Annotated in this window: 21 protein-coding genes; 8 read left to right on the top strand and 13 right to left on the bottom strand. The window is 72.6% G+C overall.

Features of this window, described 5'->3' with window-relative positions:
* The first annotated feature begins 3 nt into the window (after window positions 1-3).
* Complete coding sequence (locus KLI87_RS14330) at window positions 4-1,308, top strand: PIG-L deacetylase family protein (RefSeq protein ID WP_214617283.1); 1,305 nt, start codon at window positions 4-6, stop codon at window positions 1,306-1,308.
* Here the strand turns inward: KLI87_RS14330 and KLI87_RS14335 are convergent.
* The gene (locus KLI87_RS14335) at window positions 1,305-2,306 is read right to left on the bottom strand and encodes a YafY family protein (RefSeq protein WP_214617285.1); all 1,002 of its coding nucleotides are present in this window, start codon (window positions 2,304-2,306) and stop codon (window positions 1,305-1,307) included. The two genes, KLI87_RS14330 and KLI87_RS14335, sit on opposite strands and share 4 nt — an antisense overlap.
* A 33-nt stretch (window positions 2,307-2,339) precedes the next feature.
* Here KLI87_RS14335 and KLI87_RS14340 point away from each other — a divergent pair, with 33 nt between their 5' ends.
* Window positions 2,340-3,803, top strand: a complete 1,464-nt coding sequence (locus tag KLI87_RS14340) for an MFS transporter (protein WP_250903764.1) — start codon at window positions 2,340-2,342, stop codon at window positions 3,801-3,803.
* Here KLI87_RS14340 and KLI87_RS14345 read toward each other — a convergent pair.
* On the bottom strand, window positions 3,719-4,597 hold the full coding sequence (locus tag KLI87_RS14345) for a helix-turn-helix transcriptional regulator (RefSeq protein ID WP_156215934.1): 879 nt from the start codon (window positions 4,595-4,597) through the stop codon (window positions 3,719-3,721). The genes KLI87_RS14340 and KLI87_RS14345 overlap by 85 nt on opposite strands.
* Before the next feature lie 218 nt (window positions 4,598-4,815).
* Between KLI87_RS14345 and KLI87_RS14350 the strand changes: the two genes are divergently transcribed.
* The 4 genes from KLI87_RS14350 (at window position 4,816) to KLI87_RS14365 (ending at window position 9,209) form a co-directional block, all read left to right on the top strand.
* Complete coding sequence (locus tag KLI87_RS14350) at window positions 4,816-5,856, top strand: SDR family oxidoreductase (RefSeq protein WP_214617288.1); 1,041 nt, start codon at window positions 4,816-4,818, stop codon at window positions 5,854-5,856.
* Window positions 5,857-6,072: 216 nt separating this feature from the next.
* Window positions 6,073-6,255 carry a hypothetical protein gene (locus KLI87_RS14355; protein ID WP_214617290.1) on the top strand — a complete coding sequence of 61 codons (183 nt, stop codon included), beginning with the start codon at window positions 6,073-6,075 and terminating at the stop codon, window positions 6,253-6,255.
* Between the two features lie 296 nt (window positions 6,256-6,551).
* On the top strand, window positions 6,552-7,712 hold the full coding sequence (locus KLI87_RS14360; protein WP_156215932.1) for a HAMP domain-containing sensor histidine kinase: 1,161 nt from the start codon (window positions 6,552-6,554) through the stop codon (window positions 7,710-7,712).
* Window positions 7,713-7,853: 141 nt separating this feature from the next.
* Window positions 7,854-9,209 carry a tetratricopeptide repeat protein gene (locus KLI87_RS14365; RefSeq protein ID WP_214617292.1) on the top strand — a complete coding sequence of 452 codons (1,356 nt, stop codon included), beginning with the start codon at window positions 7,854-7,856 and terminating at the stop codon, window positions 9,207-9,209.
* A gap of 47 nt (window positions 9,210-9,256) precedes the next feature.
* Here KLI87_RS14365 and KLI87_RS14370 read toward each other — a convergent pair whose 3' ends face one another.
* The 3 genes from KLI87_RS14370 to KLI87_RS14380 form a co-directional block, all read right to left on the bottom strand.
* Complete coding sequence (locus tag KLI87_RS14370; protein ID WP_214617294.1) at window positions 9,257-9,757, bottom strand: DinB family protein; 501 nt, start codon at window positions 9,755-9,757, stop codon at window positions 9,257-9,259.
* Between the two features lie 47 nt (window positions 9,758-9,804).
* Entirely contained in the window at window positions 9,805-10,938 is a 1,134-nt protein-coding gene (locus KLI87_RS14375; RefSeq protein WP_214617296.1) for an FAD-dependent oxidoreductase, read from the bottom strand.
* 78 nt (window positions 10,939-11,016) lie between these two features.
* Window positions 11,017-11,478: a cupin domain-containing protein gene (locus KLI87_RS14380; RefSeq protein ID WP_214617298.1), complete on the bottom strand. Its 462-nt coding sequence runs from the start codon at window positions 11,476-11,478 to the stop codon at window positions 11,017-11,019.
* A 308-nt stretch (window positions 11,479-11,786) separates the two neighbouring features.
* Between KLI87_RS14380 and KLI87_RS14385 the strand changes: the two genes are divergently transcribed.
* Both KLI87_RS14385 and KLI87_RS14390 read left to right on the top strand, forming a co-directional pair.
* Window positions 11,787-12,569, top strand: a complete 783-nt coding sequence (locus tag KLI87_RS14385; RefSeq protein WP_173390709.1) for a SigB/SigF/SigG family RNA polymerase sigma factor — start codon at window positions 11,787-11,789, stop codon at window positions 12,567-12,569.
* Window positions 12,570-12,849: 280 nt separating this feature from the next.
* Window positions 12,850-13,317: a hypothetical protein gene (locus KLI87_RS14390; RefSeq protein ID WP_214617300.1), complete on the top strand. Its 468-nt coding sequence runs from the start codon at window positions 12,850-12,852 to the stop codon at window positions 13,315-13,317.
* Here KLI87_RS14390 and KLI87_RS14395 read toward each other — a convergent pair.
* The 8 genes from KLI87_RS14395 to gvpJ are packed head-to-tail and all read right to left on the bottom strand — an operon-like array spanning window position 13,271 to window position 16,639.
* Window positions 13,271-13,564: a gas vesicle protein K gene (locus tag KLI87_RS14395; protein ID WP_214617301.1), complete on the bottom strand. Its 294-nt coding sequence runs from the start codon at window positions 13,562-13,564 to the stop codon at window positions 13,271-13,273. The genes KLI87_RS14390 and KLI87_RS14395 overlap by 47 nt on opposite strands.
* On the bottom strand, window positions 13,561-13,764 hold the full coding sequence (locus tag KLI87_RS14400) for a gas vesicle protein (protein WP_242884689.1): 204 nt from the start codon (window positions 13,762-13,764) through the stop codon (window positions 13,561-13,563). Before KLI87_RS14400 ends, KLI87_RS14395 begins: the two co-directional genes overlap by 4 nt.
* The gene (locus KLI87_RS14405; protein WP_214617305.1) at window positions 13,761-14,534 is read right to left on the bottom strand and encodes a GvpL/GvpF family gas vesicle protein; all 774 of its coding nucleotides are present in this window, start codon (window positions 14,532-14,534) and stop codon (window positions 13,761-13,763) included. Before KLI87_RS14405 ends, KLI87_RS14400 begins: the two co-directional genes overlap by 4 nt.
* Window positions 14,531-14,914 (bottom strand): gas vesicle protein, encoded by a 384-nt coding sequence (locus tag KLI87_RS14410; protein WP_156215925.1) that lies wholly within the window; start codon window positions 14,912-14,914, stop codon window positions 14,531-14,533. Before KLI87_RS14410 ends, KLI87_RS14405 begins: the two co-directional genes overlap by 4 nt.
* A 16-nt stretch (window positions 14,915-14,930) precedes the next feature.
* The gene (gene gvpO / locus KLI87_RS14415; RefSeq protein WP_156215924.1) at window positions 14,931-15,188 is read right to left on the bottom strand and encodes a gas vesicle protein GvpO; all 258 of its coding nucleotides are present in this window, start codon (window positions 15,186-15,188) and stop codon (window positions 14,931-14,933) included.
* Window positions 15,189-15,197: 9 nt separating this feature from the next.
* A complete protein-coding gene (locus tag KLI87_RS14420) occupies window positions 15,198-15,458 on the bottom strand; it encodes a gas vesicle protein GvpG (protein WP_156215923.1) in 261 nt (86 codons plus the stop codon).
* A gap of 3 nt (window positions 15,459-15,461) precedes the next feature.
* Window positions 15,462-16,208: a GvpL/GvpF family gas vesicle protein gene (locus KLI87_RS14425; protein ID WP_214617306.1), complete on the bottom strand. Its 747-nt coding sequence runs from the start codon at window positions 16,206-16,208 to the stop codon at window positions 15,462-15,464.
* On the bottom strand, window positions 16,205-16,639 hold the full coding sequence (gene gvpJ / locus KLI87_RS14430) for a gas vesicle protein GvpJ (RefSeq protein ID WP_156215921.1): 435 nt from the start codon (window positions 16,637-16,639) through the stop codon (window positions 16,205-16,207). The genes KLI87_RS14425 and gvpJ overlap by 4 nt, the downstream gene beginning before the upstream one ends.
* Window positions 16,640-16,832: the final 193 nt, after the last annotated feature.

Consider the following 16,832-nt stretch of genomic DNA (forward strand, 5'->3'; position numbering starts at 1 on the left):
TTGATGAGGTCACACGCGCGCGGCGGGGCGCCGCTGCGCCTCCTGGTCGTCGGAGCCCACCCGGACGACATCGAGATAGGCGCCGGCGCCCTGGTGGCCAAGGCGGTGCGGGCTGGGCACGAGGTCGGCTTCCTGATCCTCACCGACGATCCGCCGACCGCGGAGACCAGGCGCCGCGAGGCGGTGCGGGCGGCCGCCGTCCTCGGCGTCCCGCAGGGGCTGGTCCACTTCGCCGGGCTCCCCGATGGACGCCTCCGGACCGACGCCGCCACGGTGCAGCGGGTTCGCGACACGATGTCCGGAAGGAGGCCGGACATCGTCGTCGTCCACACCGCCGCCGACAGCCACAACGACCACGTCGAGGCGCACAGGATCGCGCACGCCGCCTTCAGGGGGTGCGTGTTCATGCACTACTCGGTGCATGTGTCGGGCGAACCGAGCAGGTTCAGGCCGCGGATCTTCGTGGCGGTGGCGCAGGACAGGGGCGACGCCAAGAGGCGCGCGCTCGCGGCCCACGAGTCCCAGCAGCGCACGATAACCAGGGGCGACCTGGCCGACTGGGAGCGCTCGCTGGGCTCACCCGCCCGGCTCCCCCGGGCCGAGGCCTTCGAGCTCGACCTCCAGGCGGGGGCGGCGCGCAATCTCCGCGCCGCGATGACGCTGTCGGAGTCGCCGTTCCACCGGCTCTGGCTGCCGGTCGCCAGGGACGCGCAGGTGTCCCTGCTGTACCCGTCGGTCAGCGGTGGCGGCGCGCTGTCCGAGGTGCTGCTCAACGCCGGCCGGGACGCCCTCCGGCAGTCCTTCCTCGAACGCTGGCCGGGGCCCGGCACCCCGCTGCGAGAGGTCTTCGCCCACGACCCGGACGCCTCCCGCCTCTTCCACGCCGGCAACGCGATACTGGTCGGCACGCCGCACACCAACCCCCTTGTGAAGGATCTGCACCGCAAGCAGACGAAGACCCGATGGACCGTGGCGAAAGACGAGCGAACAAGAAGGGCCTACATTCGCGACCGCCGGCGTCCCCTGCGCTACGCGCCGGTCTTCTCGGGCGACGCCCCGGTGCTCGACTTCGGGGTGATCTCCCGCCACCGGGACCGGGACGACCCCGGCAGGATCGTCCTGTACACCAGCGGGGCGACCCCCCTCGGCACCCGCGCCGGCCTGGAGGTCCTCGCCGACCCCGGCGGCTTCGCGAACACCGAGGCGCTGTGGGAACAGGACGGCTCCCTGCAACTGCTGTTCTCCGTCGAGAAGTCGATCGAGTCCTTCGAGGTGATAGCCCACCACCACTTCCCCGAACCCCTCTAGTGCGGGGAATCGGAGGATTCATCGTTGAGGGCGTTGGCGATGCGGGTGTGCAGGGAGCGTAGGGCCTGTCTGAGTTCCGCCGGTTCTATGGCGGTGAGGTCGGCGTCGAAGGTCAGGAGCAGGCCCGCCAGCCCCGCCCATGACCAGGCGCCGAGGGTGAGGCGGCAGGTGGTGTCGGTGTCGTGTTCGACCGTCGAGCCGCCGGGGGCGAACCGGGCGACGACCGCGGCGGGCAGGGCGATGAGCGCCGAGCCTCGGCAGGGCCAGTCCGCCGGGGTGTCGCCCCGGTCGTGCGTGCTCATGACGAAGGCGACCGGGTCGCCGTGGGGGACGTCGCGGCGGGCGAAGGGCCTTCCGGTGGGCATGCGCGGTCGGAGGCGGTCGACGCGCGTCGCGCGCCATCGGTCGGTGGCCGGTTCGAACGCGACGAGGTACCAGCGTGCCGCCCACACGACGAGGTCGTGCGGTTCCAGCAGCAGCGTCGCCCCCTCGCCGATGTGGTCGACGCGCACGAGGTGACGCTGGTTGATCGCGCCGCCGAGGATGCCGATGATCTCGCCGTCGATGGGCTCGGCGGGGAACTCCCAGTAGTTGCGCGCGGCGGAGACGGTGAACGCCTCGGCGTGGGTCCGGCTGCGGGCGGGCATCGCCTGGCGCAGGGTGGCGAGGGCGCGGGCCGAGTTCTCGCGGATGCCGGACAGGAGCGCGGGGACGGTCTGGAGCGCGACCGCCGCCGCGACCGCCTGGTCCTCGTCGAAGACGACCGGCGGCAGCCGGGTGCCGCGGCCGAGCCGGTAGCCGCCGCCCGCTCCGCGCACGGCCTCGATCTCGTAGCCGAGCTCCCTGAGCGTGTCGATGTCGCGGCGCACCGTCCGCACGGACGTGCCGAGCCTGGACGCGAGCCGTCCGGCGGTCAGGGTCGCGCCGGTCCCGAAGATCGACAGCAGCTTGATCGCCCGCGCGGAGGTGGCGGCCATCGGTCCCCCCAAAGCGGTCATCCGGTGGCAACCATATCGGCGATGGTGACCGGCATGACCGCTTCAACGAGCCCTGAACAGGGCACACGCGCGCCCGCCGCCACCGGCGCGGCGCTCCTGGTGGTGCTCTTCGGTTCCTTCATGGACCTTCTCGACGCGACGATCGTCACGGTCGCGGCCCCGGCGATGGCCCGGGACCTCGGGGCGGGCGACGCCCAGGTCCAGTGGACGATCGCCGCCTACGTCCTCGCCCTGGGCGCGGGCCTGATCACCTGCGGACGGCTCGGTGACCGGTACGGCCGCAGGCGCCTGTTCATGATCGGGCTGGCCGGCTTCATGCTCACCTCCGCGCTCTGCGCGCTGGCCACCGGGCCGGAGATGCTCATCGGCACGCGCGCCGCCCAGGGGCTGACCGCGGGGATCATGGTGCCGCAGGTGTTCGGGATCATCCGGGCGTCGTTCGCTCCGGGCGAGCGCGCCAAGGCGTTCGGCGCGTACGGGGCCGTCCAGGGGCTCGCGTCGGTCGCCGGCCCGCTGCTGGGCGGGCTGCTCGTCGACGCCGACGTGTTCGGCCTGGGGTGGCGCGCGATCTTCTGGATCAACGTGCCCGTCTCGGTCCTGGCGCTCGTCGTCGGCGCGAGGGCCCTGCCGGAGTCGCGCTCCCCCTCGACCGCGCGGCTGGACGTGCCGGGCGCGCTGCTCGCGGCCTCGGGCATCCTGCTCCTGCTGCTGCCGATCATCCAGACGCAGACCTGGGGATGGACGTGGGGCAGCTACGCCCTCCTCGCCGCCGGAGCCGTCCTGATGGCGGTCTTCCTCGGCCACGAGCGCCGCCTCACCGGCGAGCCCGTCTTCGATCCGGCCCTGCTGCGCGTCCGCGCCTTCACGGTCGGCCTGGGCGCGTCCGTGCTCTTCTTCGGCGGGATCGGGTCCTTCTTCCTCACCCTGTCGGTCTACCTCCAGAACGGCACGCACCGGACCGCGTGGGAGACCGGCCTGGTGATCCTGCCCTACGCGCTCGGCTCGATCGTCACCTCGGGGCTCGGTGTCGCGCTCGCGGCCAGGGCCGGCCGGGCGCTGCTGATCAGCGGCTCGCTCACCATCGCGGCCTCCCAGCTCGTCCTGTGGACGGTCGTCCGGGACGGCGAGGACCCCGGCTACCCGCCCCTCGCCCTCGCCCTTCTCCTCGGCGGCCTCGGCCTCGGGCTCGCCGCCCCCATCCTCGTGAACGTCGTCCTCGCCGGGGTCCCGGGACGCGACGCCGGAGCCGCGGGCGGCGTGCTGTCCACCGTCAACCAGATCGGGGGCGCCATCGGCGTCGCGGTCCTCGGCACGGTCTTCTTCAGCGCCGTCACGGAACCGGCGGCCGGTGCGCCGGGGCCGGACGACTACGCCGACGCGCTCGGCACCGTCCTCGTCATCTCCGCGGTGCTCTACGTCGTGGCGGCGCTCGTGATGCTCGCGCTTCCAAGGAGGCGCAGGGACAGCTCGGACGGGGTTCCGGGAAGCGCGGTGTAGGTCAGGATCCGGTGCCCCGAGTCGTCGGGCAGGTGCAGGACCTCGAATTCCAGCTCGAACTCGCCGACCTCGGGGTGCCGGAAGTGCTTGCGCCCGGATTGGCATTTGTAGACCGGATGCTTGGCCCACAGGGCGGCGAACGTGTCGCTTTTGAGGGTCAGTTCCCCGACCAGGTCGGCCAGTTCCCGGTCGTCGCGGTAGCGGCCCGCGAACAGGCGGAGGGACGCGACGTCGCGGGCGGCCTCCTCGTCCCAGCGGGCGTACAGGTCGCGGGTGTGGGGGTCCAGGAACAGCATCCGGGTCAGGTTGGGGCGGTCGGCCGGGCGCTCCGGGGACGCCGGGTCGTAGTGCCCGGCCAGCAGCGCGTGCGCGAGGGGGTTCCAGGCCAGGACCTCGGTGCGGCGGCCCAGGACGACCGCCGGGACGTCGGCCATCGCGTTGATCAGGCGCACCGTGCTCGGGCGGGCTGCGTCCGGCCGCGCGGGGCGCCGCCCGCTGTGCCGCGCCGGTTTCGCCAGGTCGTGCAGGTGGGTGCGCTCGGCATCGTCGAGGTCCAGGGCGCGGGCGATCGCGTCGATGACCGTTTCGGAGGCGTTGGTGCTCTGCCCCTGCTCAAGACGGGTGTAGTAGGTGGGGCTGATACCGGCGAGCTGGGCGAGTTCCTCCCGGCGCAGCCCGGGGACGCGGCGGGCGCCGTAGGACACGATTCCCGCGTCCTCGGGGCTGAGCCGGGCCCGGCGGCCGCGGAGGAAGTCGCCGAGGGCACCGACGGCCGACGCGTCCGTTCCGTTCATGCCCTCCATTGTGCCCACGCGGTGGAAGCGTCTGCCTGACCCTGCCGGTGGTAGGGAGCGCGGTGGTCGGATCAGCCGGGTGTGGCGGCGGACCTGGAGGCCCTTCCAGAGTTGGAGGCCGGGACGGTGCGTCCCGCTTCGCTCGTGAAGGGAACACAGGGCATGACCATCTTCGGCAAGTCGGCCACCGGGGGCCTCGGATGTGAGCGGGTGACGGCATGAGCGCCGTTCTGCTCGTCGGCCCCCACGGAGTCGTCGGGTCGGCCATCGCCGACCGGCTGGGCGGCGATGGCGAATGGCAGGTGACGACGGCGTCCCGGCGCCGCGCCGAGGAAGGGGGGCGGCACATCAGCGTCGACCTGCTCGACGCGGCCGCCGCCCAGGCGGCGTTCGGCGACCTCGCGCACGTCACCCACCTGGTCTTCGCCGCCTATGTCGAGCGTCCGACCATGGCGGAGACGGTCGGCCCGAACGTGGCCATGCTGGCCAACACCCTGGACGCCCTGCGGGCGGCCCGCGCGCCGCTCCAGCGCGTCGTGCTGATCGGCGGCGGGAAGTCCTACGGGGAGCACCTCGGGCCCTACAAGACGCCGGCGAAGGAGTCCGATCCCCGGTTCCTCGGCCCGATCTTCTACAACGACCAGGAAGACCTGCTCGCCGACCGGGCCCGCGCCGACGGCTTCGCCTGGACGGTGCTGCGCCCCGACGCCGTCATCGGGTTCAACACCGGCTCGCCGATGAACCTGCTGAACGGCATCGCGGTGTTCGCGGCGCTGTCCAAGGACGCGGGGGTGCCGCTGCGGTTCCCCGGCTCCGCGGGCGCGTGGACGGCGCTGCACCAGGCCACCGACGCCGATCTGCTCGCGGCGGCCGCCGAGTGGGCGCTGACCGGCGAGGGCGCCGCGGGCGAGATCTTCAACGTCACCAACGGCGACCTGTTCCGCTGGCAGCATCTGTGGACGGACATCGCGGACGTCTTCGAGATGCCCACCGCTCCGCCCCAGCCGATGAGCCTGAGCGACCAGATGGCCGACAAGCGGGCCGCCTGGGACGGGCTCGTCGAACGCCATCACCTGCGGCCCGTCCCGTACGACCAGATCGTCTCCTGGCCCTTCGCGGACGGGGTGTGGAACGCCGGGTACGACATGGTCCAGAGCACGATCAAGATCCGCCGGGCGGGCTTCGCCGGCTGCGTCGACTCCCACGAGAGCATCGTCGACCACCTCGCGCGCCTGCGCCGGCTCAGGTACGTGCCGTGATCCCCGCCCGCGTTTTCTGACGGGCGCGAAACTCAACCCCGACGAAAGTCGGGGGTGCGAATCCGCCATTCGGCTCGGGTGTTCACACCGCCCTTCTTTCCACTGTCACCGACATGAAATGGGAATATCAGTACCGAATGGTCGGAGCGGCGGCGAGCCGGTGAAGGTGACCGGCGGGCCTCGGCGGCCGGCGCGCCCTCGTTCGCGGGCTCGGCGGTGGACCCGGCGGGAGACGGGCTCCTGCTCGTCCTGGGGTCGCTGCTGGTGGTGACGGGCTTTCTGGCGCTGCGCCGCCGGAGCGCTCGGGACGTGGCCGCCACGATCCTCGTCGGCGCCGCCGGCGCCGCCGCGACCCTGCTGCGCGCCCCCCGTCCGCCGCACCGGCTCCCCGGCCGGTGAGCCCGGCCTTGTGGGCGAGGACGGCGGCGGCCGCGCGGGTCTCCACGGCCGACCGCGACGGGACCGAGCTGACGTCGGCCTTGACCGTCCCGTCCACCACCGCAGGCGCCGGGCGGCCGAAAGTCATATGTCCCGCCGTCCCCGATTCCCGAGGACGGCGCCCCTCCGGCGTGTCTCCGGGGTCGCATATGCCAGCGATATGTGGTGGTCATTAGGCTCCCCGGTATGTGTCTGCTGATCGTGGAGGACGCGCCCTGCCGGGCCGGGGCCGCCCCTGGCGGCCTGTGGTCGCCGTGATGCCGTCCACACCGCCGGCATTCGCGAGCAGGCGTGCGGGGCTCAGCGTCCGGCTGAAGCTCACCCTCAGCTACGCCGGGTTCCTCATGGTCGCCGGCGCCCTGCTGCTGGCCGTCGTCTGGGTGTTCCTGCTGCGCTACGTGCCCGACGGCAACCTCAGCCCCGGGCCGGGGCAGGGGCACTGGGGACCGCAGCCGCCGTGGGTCCCCAACCGCTCCGACCTCCAGCGCGCCTTCCTCCCCCGCGCGTCCCAGGCGATGGCCTTCCTCCTGCTGTTCGGCCTTCTCGGCGGATGGCTCCTCGCGGGGAGGATGCTCTCGCCGCTCACCCAGATCACGGACGCGGCGCGGCTGGCCGCGGAGGGATCGCTCTCGCACCGGATCCGCATGCGCGGCCCCAGGGACGAGTTCCGCGAACTCGCCGACGTGTTCGACACCATGCTCCGGCAGCTCGAATCCCACCTCGACGAGCAGCAGCGGTTCGCCGCGAACGCCTCCCACGAACTGCGGACCCCGCTGGCGATCTCGCAGACGCTGCTGGACGTGGCGCGCAGCGACCCCACCCGGGACCAGGGCGAACTCCTCGAACGCCTCCATACCGTCAACACCCGGGCGATCGACCTCATCGAGGCGCTGCTGCTGCTCAGCCGCAGCGACCGCAGGAGCTTCACCCGCGAGCCCGTCGACCTCTCGCTCGTCGCCGAAGAGGCCGCCGAGACGCTGCTCCCGTTCGCCGAACAGCGCCGGATCACCCTTGAGGTCACGGGCGAGAGGGCGCAGACCGTCGGCTCGGAGGAGCTCATCCTGCGGGTGGTCACCAACCTCGTCCAGAACGCCATCGTCCACAACCTCCCCACGGGCGGCGTCGTGAGCGTCCACACCGAGTCGCAGCCCGACGTGAGCGTGCTGCGGGTCGAGAACACCGGCCGACCGGTCCCGCCGGACCTGGTGCCGACCCTGACCGAGCCCTTCCAGCGCGGGACGCGGCGCATCCGCACCGACGAGCACGCGGGCGTCGGGCTCGGGCTGGCCATCGTGCACAGCATCGTCCGCGCCCATGACGGGGCGCTCGACATCACGCCGCGCCCCGCCGGGGGCCTCATCGTGACCGTCCGGCTTCCCAACGCGCCGCAGACGTCCGCGCTGAGCGGAGCGCGTTAGCCGCGCGTATCGCGGGCGTATCGAAAAGCGCATACGCCACCGCGACGGCCTCTCCTCTTCAGTAGAGGCGCGGACCACGGCGGTCCGCGCCGAGGGCATGACGCCCCGGCTCCGAGAGGTGACCGTGAAGAGGAGAGGGATATGGCCAACGCCCGCGAATGGGGTCGGCGGTCGCTGCTGCGGGGCGCCGCCCTGGTGACCGGCGCCGCCGCGACCGCGCCGCTGCTGGGCAGGACGGCCGCGGCGCGAGCCGAGGACGGCGACGCGGACGCGTTGTTCAAGGCCGGGGAGTTCGAGCGGGCGGGCCGCGCCTACGAGGAGATCCTGAAGAAGGATCCCAAGAACGTGCACGCCGCACGCCGGCGCGGCTATGTCGGGCTACTGGGCAACAAGTTCCCCGACGCGGAGAAGTACCTCACGATGGCGCTCGGACTCGCGCCCGCCGACAAGGAGACCAACCGCCTCTTGGGCGACTGCTATATCCGGCAGGACAAGTTCGCCCTTTCCGTGCCGCGCTGGCAGGCGGCCGGCGAGGACGTCTACGCCAAGTGGTTCGGGGCGATCCGCGGCGAGGCGTACCAGGTCCACGGCGACGTCGGCCGCGCGGCCTGGACCGAGTTGGACCCGTTCCCGATACTGCCCGCCTCGGTCAACGGCGGGCCGCAGAAGCGCTTCACGTTCTACAGCCGCGTCCCGTGGCTGGGCCTTTCGGCGAAGACGGCCAAGGAGGCCGGGCTCGAAGCCGTCGCCAGCCAGAAGATCGAGTACGCGGGCCGCGAGATCTGGCACTACTTCGGCGTGCTGGAGTCGTTCAGGCTGGGCGGGATCGAACTGCGCAACGTCCCCGTCCAGTGGACGGGTGATGAGGAGGCCTCCTCCGCGGCCGCGGACGGCATCATCGGCACCTGGATCCTGTACCACTTCCTGACCACGGTCGACTACGCGGGCCGGTCGCTGATCCTGCGCCGCCGGACCCCCGAGGCGGCCAGGAAGGCGCGCGCCGACGCCGGGCGCGCGGGTGCCGACCCGCTGCCGATGTGGTTGGCCCGCGAGCACCTGCTGCACAGCAGGGGCAGCGTCGCCGACTCCGGGACGCGGGTGGTGGCGATGGACGTCGGCGGCACCGGCGAGACCGCCGCGGGAATGGCCGTCGAGACGGCGCAGCGGCTGCGGGTCCGCACCGACTACGACCGGCCGGTGGAGGCCTACGCCGGAGGCCAGCCGGTCATCAGCTACCCCTGCTACCCGCACGAGATCCGCCTCGGCGACGCCACCGCCAAGCACGTCTACTGCTACGCGGACAAGGGCGGCGGCGCCGGCGGATTCGCCTTCGCGGGCGCCGCCGGCGGTGCCTTCGCGAGCGCGGACGAGGACCCGCCCCAGGGGGAGGGATTCGATGTGCTGGCGCACTTCTCCCACAGCTTCTACAAGCCCTACAACGTCACGCTCGACTTCACCGGCATGAACGTCTACATCGCCCGCGGCAAGGCGGGCTGACCGCACCGCCGTCCGGTGCCTCCGGGCGGCTCCGCGAACGCGGGAGACTATTCTCCGGTGCTTCCGTCGATGCTCTCGCGGAGCAGGTCGGCGTGGCCGTTGTGCCGCGCGTACTCCTCGATCAGGTGGGCGAGGATCCAGCGGAGCGAGAAGCTCCAGTCGCCGTCACGGCCGGTGACGTCGAGGGATTCGGCCGCCGCCACGATGTCGCGGGACCGCGCGCACTCCTCGTTCCAGGCCGCGAAGGCCTCCTCGGGATCGGCCGCGTCGACCTCGAAGTCGATGTCGTCGCCGGGCCGCCGCTTCCACCGGAGGGGGATGTCCTCGCCGGACAGCCTGATCCGGAACCAGATCCGCTCGACCTCGGCCATGTGCCGGACCAGCCCGAGCAGCGACATGCTCGACGGCGGCACCGACCTGCGCTTGAGCTGTTCGGGGGTCAGCCCCGCGCATTTCATGGCCAGGGTCTCGCGGTGGTATTGAAGGAAGGCGGCCAGAACGCTGCGTTCATCGCCCTCAAGGGGAGGCACGATCCTCTTGTCGTCCACCGGGTCATCATGGCACAGCCATTGAAGGGGGGCCGCGCCATTCCGCGCTACACGGTCACGCGGAAACGTTCTGGGGCGGCGCGTTCGCCCGATGCCGAATCGGCGATGATTCGGCCGAGGAGCGGAGCGAACTTGGCGCCGTGCCCGGAGCAGGGCGAGGCCACGGTGATTCCCTCGACGCCGTCGATCACGAAGTCTTCCGTGGGGGTGTTGGTGAAAAGGCAGGTCGTCTCGGCGTAGGGCTCGGGGACGAGGCCGGGCAGCGTCCGCCGGACGTGTTCGACGAGCCGCGCGCGGTTGGCCGGGTCGATCCCGCCGTTCTGGGCGGCGGCGCTCCGGATCGGCCGCCCGCCGTTGAACTCGGCCACTTTTATGCCGGACCGGCCGCCGGCGAGGGCGGCGTCGCGTCCGCCTGGAAGGCCGTAGACCAGAATGGCCGACTCCTTATGTATGAATGTCGGCCATACCCTTTCCCCGGCTTCGCGGCAGGGAAAGTGGTAAGCGTTCTCCTGCATCACCTGGAGCGGAGGGAGAGCGGCCAGGAACGGCGCGGGCAGGGGAAGGTCGCCGAGGAGGTCGGGCAGCCAGCCGCCGATGGCGATGACGACCCTCTCGGCCTCCTCGGCCTGCCCGTCCGGGCCCAGCAGCCGGTAACCGGCGCCCGCCCGCTCGATCGAGGTCACCGGCCGGCCGGTCTCGACCCGGGCGCCGTCCGCCCGCGCCAGCCGCAGCATGGCCGCCACCGCGGACTCCGCGTCGATCACCCCGGCCGCCGGGTGCCACAGCACGCCGGAACCGCCCTCGAAGGCGAAGCCCGGCCAGCGCGCGGCGGCCTCGGCGGCGGTGAGCAGCTCGTGGTCGACGCCGACCCGCTCGAACACGGCGGCCAGGGCCGCCGGGTCGCGGGCGGCACCGAAGTCGAGGGAGCCGGTCGGGTCGATGAGGCGCTCGCCGGAGCGGCGCTCCAGCTCGTCCCACTCGGCCCGCGCGTCGGCGACCAGCCGGACGTAGAAGGGGTCGGCGTAGCCGTACCGGAGGATCCGCGCGGACCCGTGCGAGCTGCCCTCGGCGTTGGCCGGGGTGGAGCGCTCCAGCACGGTGACCTCGTGGCCGCGCCGGGCCAGCTGCCAGGCGGTCGCGGCGCCGGTGAGCCCGGCCCCGACGACGGCGTAGGCGCCCATCGCGGCCCTCCCTTCCCGACATGGCCACCGAACAGAACCTACTCACCCCCGGCGGCCGGGCCCGCGCCGGAGGCCCCCTTACCGGTCCGCGTGGAAGTCGTAGGGCAGGTCGTCGTAGACCTTGTAGACGCAGTCGGCGCCCTTCAGGCATTCGCCCCAGTGAACCGCCTTGGACGGGTAGTAGAGGAAGTCGCCCTGGCCGATGCGGGCGCGCGGCCCGCCCTCGACGTTCCAGACGAGCCTGCCCGAGACGCCGAGGACGTGCTCGGGGCTCGTGTGCCAGTGGCGGTCGAAGCCGGTGCCCGCCTTCAGCCGGAAGACGCTCTCCGACGGGCCGGTCCGCGGGTCGCCCCGCAGCGGCTTGTACGTGCACCCGGCGAGACCTTCGCAGGGCAGCCACCGTCCGCCGTGGAGCGGAACGTAGACCGGCTTGTCGGCGGCCGGCTCCACTCGGGGGGACGGCTGGGCGGACGCTTCGGACGCGGCGAGCAGCAGGCCGCCGACCGCCGCGGCGACCAGGAGATGGCGCACGCGCATCATGAACACCCCTTCACTCGGACCATGGTCCGTTTACCTTAAACGGACCATGGTCCCTATGTCCAGGGCACAGAGATCTCCAGGCGGCGGCCATCCGTCCGACCAGGCGATTATCACGATCAGTGATCAGGGAAGCACAATCGGAAAGGCGGCCCCTCCGCAATACATGGCCGAACTCCCGACCGGTGACGCACACGCTCTGAGCGGGTGGAACGCGTCTCTCCTGAAGGCGGGTCGTATGAAGGGCCATTCCGTGGGTAGCCGAAGAAGTGAGCGGAAGCTCGCTCATGCCGAGCGGAAAGGCCCCCCGGATGACAAGGACGCAGGCCACGCAGCGATACGACGATGGACAGACCGAGAACATGCTGGCCGAGATGAAGCGGCTCGCGAGCGACGATCCGCGCCGGGAACGCCTCCGCGGCCGCGTCGTGGACCTGCACGCCTCACTCGTCCGGGGCGTGGCGCGGCGCTACGCCGACCGAGGTGAGCCGCTCGACGACCTCCAGCAGGTCGCCTATGTGGGGCTGATCAAGGCCATCAACCGGTTCGACCCCGAGATCGGCGACCGCTTCGTCGCCTACGCCTATCCGATGATGCTCGGGGAGGTGAAGCGCCATTTCCGCGACAAGACATGGAGCGTCCATGTGTCGCGGCGGCTCCAGGAGCTCCGCCCCATCCTCCAGCGCACCGTCCAGGAGTTCACCCAGGATCACGGGCGCTCCCCCACGACCACCGAGATCTCCGCTCGGATGGGCATCACCGAGGAGGAGACCGTCGAGACCATCGGCGCCTGCGACGCCTACCGCCCGCTGTCCCTGGAGGCGCCGAACGACGCGCACCAGGAGGACGGCACCATCGGCGAGCGCCTCGGGACCGACGACGGCGCGCTGGAGGACCTCATCGACGCCCAGGCCCTCGGCCCCCTGGTCGACGACCTCCCCGAACGCGAGCGGACGATCCTGCTCCTGCGGTTCTTCGGCAACAAGACCCAGGCGCAGATAGCCGAGCAGATCGGCCTCTCCCAGATGCACGTCTCCCGCCTCCTGCGCAGCACCCTCGAAGGACTTCGCGTCGAGATGCTCGCGGAACGCTGACCCGGCGGCCGGGCGATCGTCTCGGCGGTGATCCCGGCGGAGGTGGTCACCGCCTGCCTCGCCGCGGCCGCAGTGGGGGTGGCCGCGCGGCCCGTCCTGGGCGGCAACCTGCGGCGCGGCCTGGTCTCCCTCGGCCGGTCGGTGTGGCCGACGGCGTACGTGGCGCAGGTCGACCCGGAGCGCGATGTGCTGATCCTGCACCGGAGGTCGGGGTTCGAGGAGCGGCCGGTGCCGCGAGGGCGGGCGTGCTGGTCTACGCGCGGTTCCTCGGGAGGACGCTGTGACCGCGCTCTCCTACGTCCTGGTCTGGGCCGGGGGCGTCTTCCGCGGCGCGGGACGTCCGGCGCGGCACACGTCGAAGGCCCACGAGGATCCGGAGACGACGCCCCGGCTGGTCGACCTGCCCTGGACGATGCTCGCCCCCGGCGTCCTGCTGACCGCCGGGACGGCGGCGCTCGCCCTGCTGCCCGGCCGCGCCGTGACCGGCGCCGTCGAGGCGTTCACCCATGGGTACCGGGCCGCCGTCCTCCATGGCGGGCACGTACCGCCGCACGGGCACCCGCTGGAGCTGTGGACGGCGGGCGACATCGCGGCGGCGTCCTCGCGGCGGCGCTGGCCGTGGCGTTCGGCTGGCCGGGCACCCGCGGCCTCCGCCCGCCCGCGCCGGTGCTCGCCCTCCTCCAGCTCCTCTGGGGCTAGCGCTAGTCGGGCGGGAGGAGCGGGCCGAGGGGACCCAGGTCGAGGTTGAGGTCGTGGTCGTCCAGGCCGAAGTGGTCCTTGAGCGTGGTCATCGCGTGGTTCAGCCGCATCAGCGCCAGCCCCAGCTCCTCGACCTGCTCGTCGGACAGGTCGCCGCCGTCGACGCGGCGCAGCGCCTGCCGCTCCATCAGCTGCCGGATCAGCTCCACCAGCGTCAGCACCAGCTTCACGAGATCGCGCTCGACGGTCTCGGGGTCGGTGCGCAGCTTCCAGACGGGCTCGGTCGGTCGGGTCACGGTGCCTCCTCGCCGGACGCCTCGTCCATGACGGTGGTGATCAGCGCGCGCAGCGACACCCGCACCAGGTCGACGCCCGAGACGGAGATGACCAGGTCGCCAGCGATGACGACGCCGCCGGCGAGCAGCCGGTCGAGCAGGTCGACCAGCGCGATCCGCTCCAGCGGGCGGCCGCCGCCGGTGTCGAGGGCGGCGGTCACCGGTCCCCTTCGATGAAGGAGTAGGGCGGCCACGGGCCCGTGACCTCCAGCTCGATGCCGGCCAGCCGGTCCTGCGCCCGCTGCGCCGCCGCCAGGAACTCCTCCACCCGGTCGTCCTCCAGGAGGTAGGCGGCGTTGAGGACCTGGACGTCGGTGCGCCCGGACAGCCGCGCGTCCTGCGCCGGGTGGTGCCGGGACGCCACGGCGCCGTCGGCGAGTTCGGCGTGCAGCTCGCCCGCCAGTTCGGCGGAGCGGCGTCCGGCGTCGGCGCGGCGGCGCTGCTCGCGCTGGCGGCCGCGCAGGTAGGCGGTGCCCGAGCTCGGCTCGGCGGGCGGGGCGTCCTGGACGGCCGGGGCCGGGGCCGGGTACGCCTTGACGCCCCATTCCGTCCGCCCGGCGACGCGGTCCAGGATCTCGGCGAACCGGCCGCCCTCGGACGTCAGGACCTCGGCGACGCGGTCGTCGTCGCTGTAGATCGTCGCGATCCGGACCGGGGCGGTCGGCGCCGCGCGCGCGGCCCGCTCCACCACCGCGTGGTGGGTGCGGGCGGTCGCCTCCAGCCAGGCCAGGTCCTCCAGGTTCGCGCGCAGCGCCGCCTCCCCGTACTCCTCCAGCCGGACGGTGCTGACCAGCGCGGTCAGCCCGGCGGCGGGCACGCCGCGCACGGGCGCGCCCGCCACCCCGGTGCCGGGCAGCGCGGCCGGGTCCAGGTCGCGCGCCACCCCGTACAGGTAGACGGCGGTGCCGCCGTCCGTCCGGACCTCGGTCATGATCGGCTCTCCTTCCGCGACTCGGCCCCGTCACCGGCCCCGCCTGCCTCCAGCGCGGCGAGCCGCTCGCGCAGCCGCCGGTTCTCCTCCTCCAGCTCCCGGTCGCGGCCGCCCTCGACCCCGTCCCGCCGGGCCTTGGACGACAGCGACGGGTCGTGCTCCCACCAGTCGATGCCCATCTCCTTGGCGCGGTCGACCGAGGCGACCAGCAGCCGCAGCTTGATCGTCAGCAGCTCGATGTCGAGCAGGTTCACCCGCACGTCGCCGACGATCACGATGCCCTTGTCGAGGATGCGCTCCAGCAGGTCGGCCAGGTTGGCCGAGCCGCCGCCCGGCGGGCTCCCCCCGGCGAGGGGAGACCGGGCACCGGTCCAGGACATCTCACTCAAACCCCGTTCACTCCCTCTCGACCCGTCCGCGCGGATAGCGGCGGACGCGGCGGTAGGCGACCAGCTCGCCGTCCCCGTCCACCTCGGTTTCGTAGACCGCCAGGATGTCGGCGGAGTCGGGGATGCGGCGGGTCTCCACGACCTCGACCGTGACCCGCCAGCCGTCCCCGTCCGCGCGCTCCATCCCGACGACGGACTCGGCGCTGCGGCCGGTCATGGCGGTGACGTGCTCGACCGCGTACTCGGCGGCCTTGGACGCGGGCATCGGCACGGGCTATCCCCCCGCTCCGCCGAGGGACGCGGCGCGGCGGCGGCCCTCGATCAGCCGCTCGAACAGCTCGTCCTCCGCCGCGGCCGCCTCCTCCTCGGTCAGCTCGCCGTCCGCCACCCGGTCGGCGAGCCCCTGTAGTTCGGCGTTGATGCGCCCCGGGTCATAGAGCCGCTCCTCCGCCTGCGTGACCAGCGTCTCGGCCAGCCAGGTCACGCCGCGCACGGGCGCCAGCGGCAGGGTCAGCAGTCCGGTGAACAGCCCCATGGCTCACGCCTCCGGGACGAAGTCGTAGGGCGGCAGCGGCCCCACCACCCGGATCCGGACGCGGTCGGCGTGCGCGCGGCTCAGCTCCTCGACGGCCGCGTCGAACTCGGCGCGCCGCTCGACGGGGACCAGGAAGGAGGCGTCCACGACGTCCTCCTCGCGGGCGGGCGGCCTCGGGATCACGGCCTCGGCCGCCGGGGCGGCGCCCTCCAGCAGCAGCTGGGCGTCGGTCTCGCGGCGCTGCTCCATCGCGCCCGCGATCAGCTCGCCGAGCCGGATCCGGTCGTAGTAGACCGCGTCGGCCGCGTCGGCGGGCACCTCGCGCAGCCGCTTGGACAGCTCGGCGATCTCGGGCTCGGCCTGCATGATCTCGCGGAGCACCGCGTCCTGGATGTAGGTGCCGCGCAGCCGCAGCTCGACGCGGCCCTCCAGGCGGTCCAGCATGTGGGCGAACCGGTCGGAGTTCGCGGCGAGCAGCTCCCGCTCGACGGCCTCGCGCCCCTCCATCGCGGCCCCGAACCGGAGCGGCACGACGACGATGCCCGCGTCGACCATCGCTCCCAGGACCCGCTGGTGCGCCTCCAGGTCGGGGCGCTCGCCGAGCGCGCGGCCGACCGGCAGGTCGCTGACGAGCGCGGCGCACTCGCCGTCGGCCACCAGCGCGACCGGCCGGTCGTCGAGCCCGGTCACTCCGTCGGGCAGCGCGGCCCCCTTGCGGGTCACCCCGTACACGTACTGCGGGGTCGTCATGAGTCGTCGTCCTCCTTCTTGCGGGAGGAGCGGCGCCGCGAGGGCTCGGACTCCTTCTCGGAGTCGGAGTCGGAGTCGCCGCCGAAGGTCTCCTTCAGCTTGTCCGAGGCGCCCTGGAGGGCACCGCGCGTCTTCTTCTTCGCGCCGGACTCCTCCAGGCCCCCGACGAACTCGGGCAGCCCCTGCGAGGTGCCGTCGTGGGCGATGTCGAGGCGGTTCACCGCCTCGGCGAACCGGAGGTAGGTGTCGACGCTGGCGACGACGATCCGGACGTCCACCGTGAGGATCTCGATCCCCACCAGCGACACCCGGGCGTAGAGGTCGATGACCAGACCCTTTTCCAGGATCAGGTCGACGACATCGACGAGTCCGCTGCCGGACCTGCCGCTCTGGGCGGTGTTCGGCGCCTGCTGGGCGATCGGCCCAGTCATGTCATCCCCTCCTTTGGTCGGAGAAATGTGTCCAAAGTGGACATGACGCAACGTCTACCCTCGTGAGATCGCCTAAACGGCCAATCCGCTTTCGGTCATCGCCCGGTCAAGGTCTCGGCCCCTTCCCCATGCAGGCCGCAGCCCCTGTCACAGCGGGCCTGAGGTTAGATCCGGCGGCCCGGGTAGTTCGACG

It is taken from the genome of Actinomadura sp. NEAU-AAG7 (assembly GCF_018603865.1).
Classification (GTDB): Bacteria; Actinomycetota; Actinomycetes; order Streptosporangiales; family Streptosporangiaceae; genus Spirillospora; species Spirillospora litoris.

Excerpts from the sequence above, each read along its gene's own strand:
- KLI87_RS14330 (WP_214617283.1), top strand. The coding sequence starts at position 4 with ATGAGGTCACACGCGCGCGGCGGGGCGCCGCTGCGCCTCCTGGTCGTC.
- KLI87_RS14335 (WP_214617285.1), bottom strand. The coding sequence starts at position 2,306 with ATGACCGCTTTGGGGGGACCGATGGCCGCCACCTCCGCGCGGGCGATC.
- KLI87_RS14340 (WP_250903764.1), top strand. The coding sequence starts at position 2,340 with ATGACCGCTTCAACGAGCCCTGAACAGGGCACACGCGCGCCCGCCGCC.
- KLI87_RS14345 (WP_156215934.1), bottom strand. The coding sequence starts at position 4,597 with ATGAACGGAACGGACGCGTCGGCCGTCGGTGCCCTCGGCGACTTCCTC.
- KLI87_RS14350 (WP_214617288.1), top strand. The coding sequence starts at position 4,816 with ATGAGCGCCGTTCTGCTCGTCGGCCCCCACGGAGTCGTCGGGTCGGCC.
- KLI87_RS14360 (WP_156215932.1), top strand. The coding sequence starts at position 6,552 with ATGCCGTCCACACCGCCGGCATTCGCGAGCAGGCGTGCGGGGCTCAGC.
- KLI87_RS14365 (WP_214617292.1), top strand. The coding sequence starts at position 7,854 with ATGGCCAACGCCCGCGAATGGGGTCGGCGGTCGCTGCTGCGGGGCGCC.
- KLI87_RS14375 (WP_214617296.1), bottom strand. The coding sequence starts at position 10,938 with ATGGGCGCCTACGCCGTCGTCGGGGCCGGGCTCACCGGCGCCGCGACC.
- KLI87_RS14380 (WP_214617298.1), bottom strand. The coding sequence starts at position 11,478 with ATGATGCGCGTGCGCCATCTCCTGGTCGCCGCGGCGGTCGGCGGCCTG.
- KLI87_RS14385 (WP_173390709.1), top strand. The coding sequence starts at position 11,787 with ATGACAAGGACGCAGGCCACGCAGCGATACGACGATGGACAGACCGAG.
- KLI87_RS14405 (WP_214617305.1), bottom strand. The coding sequence starts at position 14,534 with ATGACCGAGGTCCGGACGGACGGCGGCACCGCCGTCTACCTGTACGGG.
- KLI87_RS14410 (WP_156215925.1), bottom strand. The coding sequence starts at position 14,914 with ATGTCCTGGACCGGTGCCCGGTCTCCCCTCGCCGGGGGGAGCCCGCCG.
- gvpO (WP_156215924.1), bottom strand. The coding sequence starts at position 15,188 with ATGCCCGCGTCCAAGGCCGCCGAGTACGCGGTCGAGCACGTCACCGCC.
- KLI87_RS14420 (WP_156215923.1), bottom strand. The coding sequence starts at position 15,458 with ATGGGGCTGTTCACCGGACTGCTGACCCTGCCGCTGGCGCCCGTGCGC.
- KLI87_RS14425 (WP_214617306.1), bottom strand. The coding sequence starts at position 16,208 with ATGACGACCCCGCAGTACGTGTACGGGGTGACCCGCAAGGGGGCCGCG.
- gvpJ (WP_156215921.1), bottom strand. The coding sequence starts at position 16,639 with ATGACTGGGCCGATCGCCCAGCAGGCGCCGAACACCGCCCAGAGCGGC.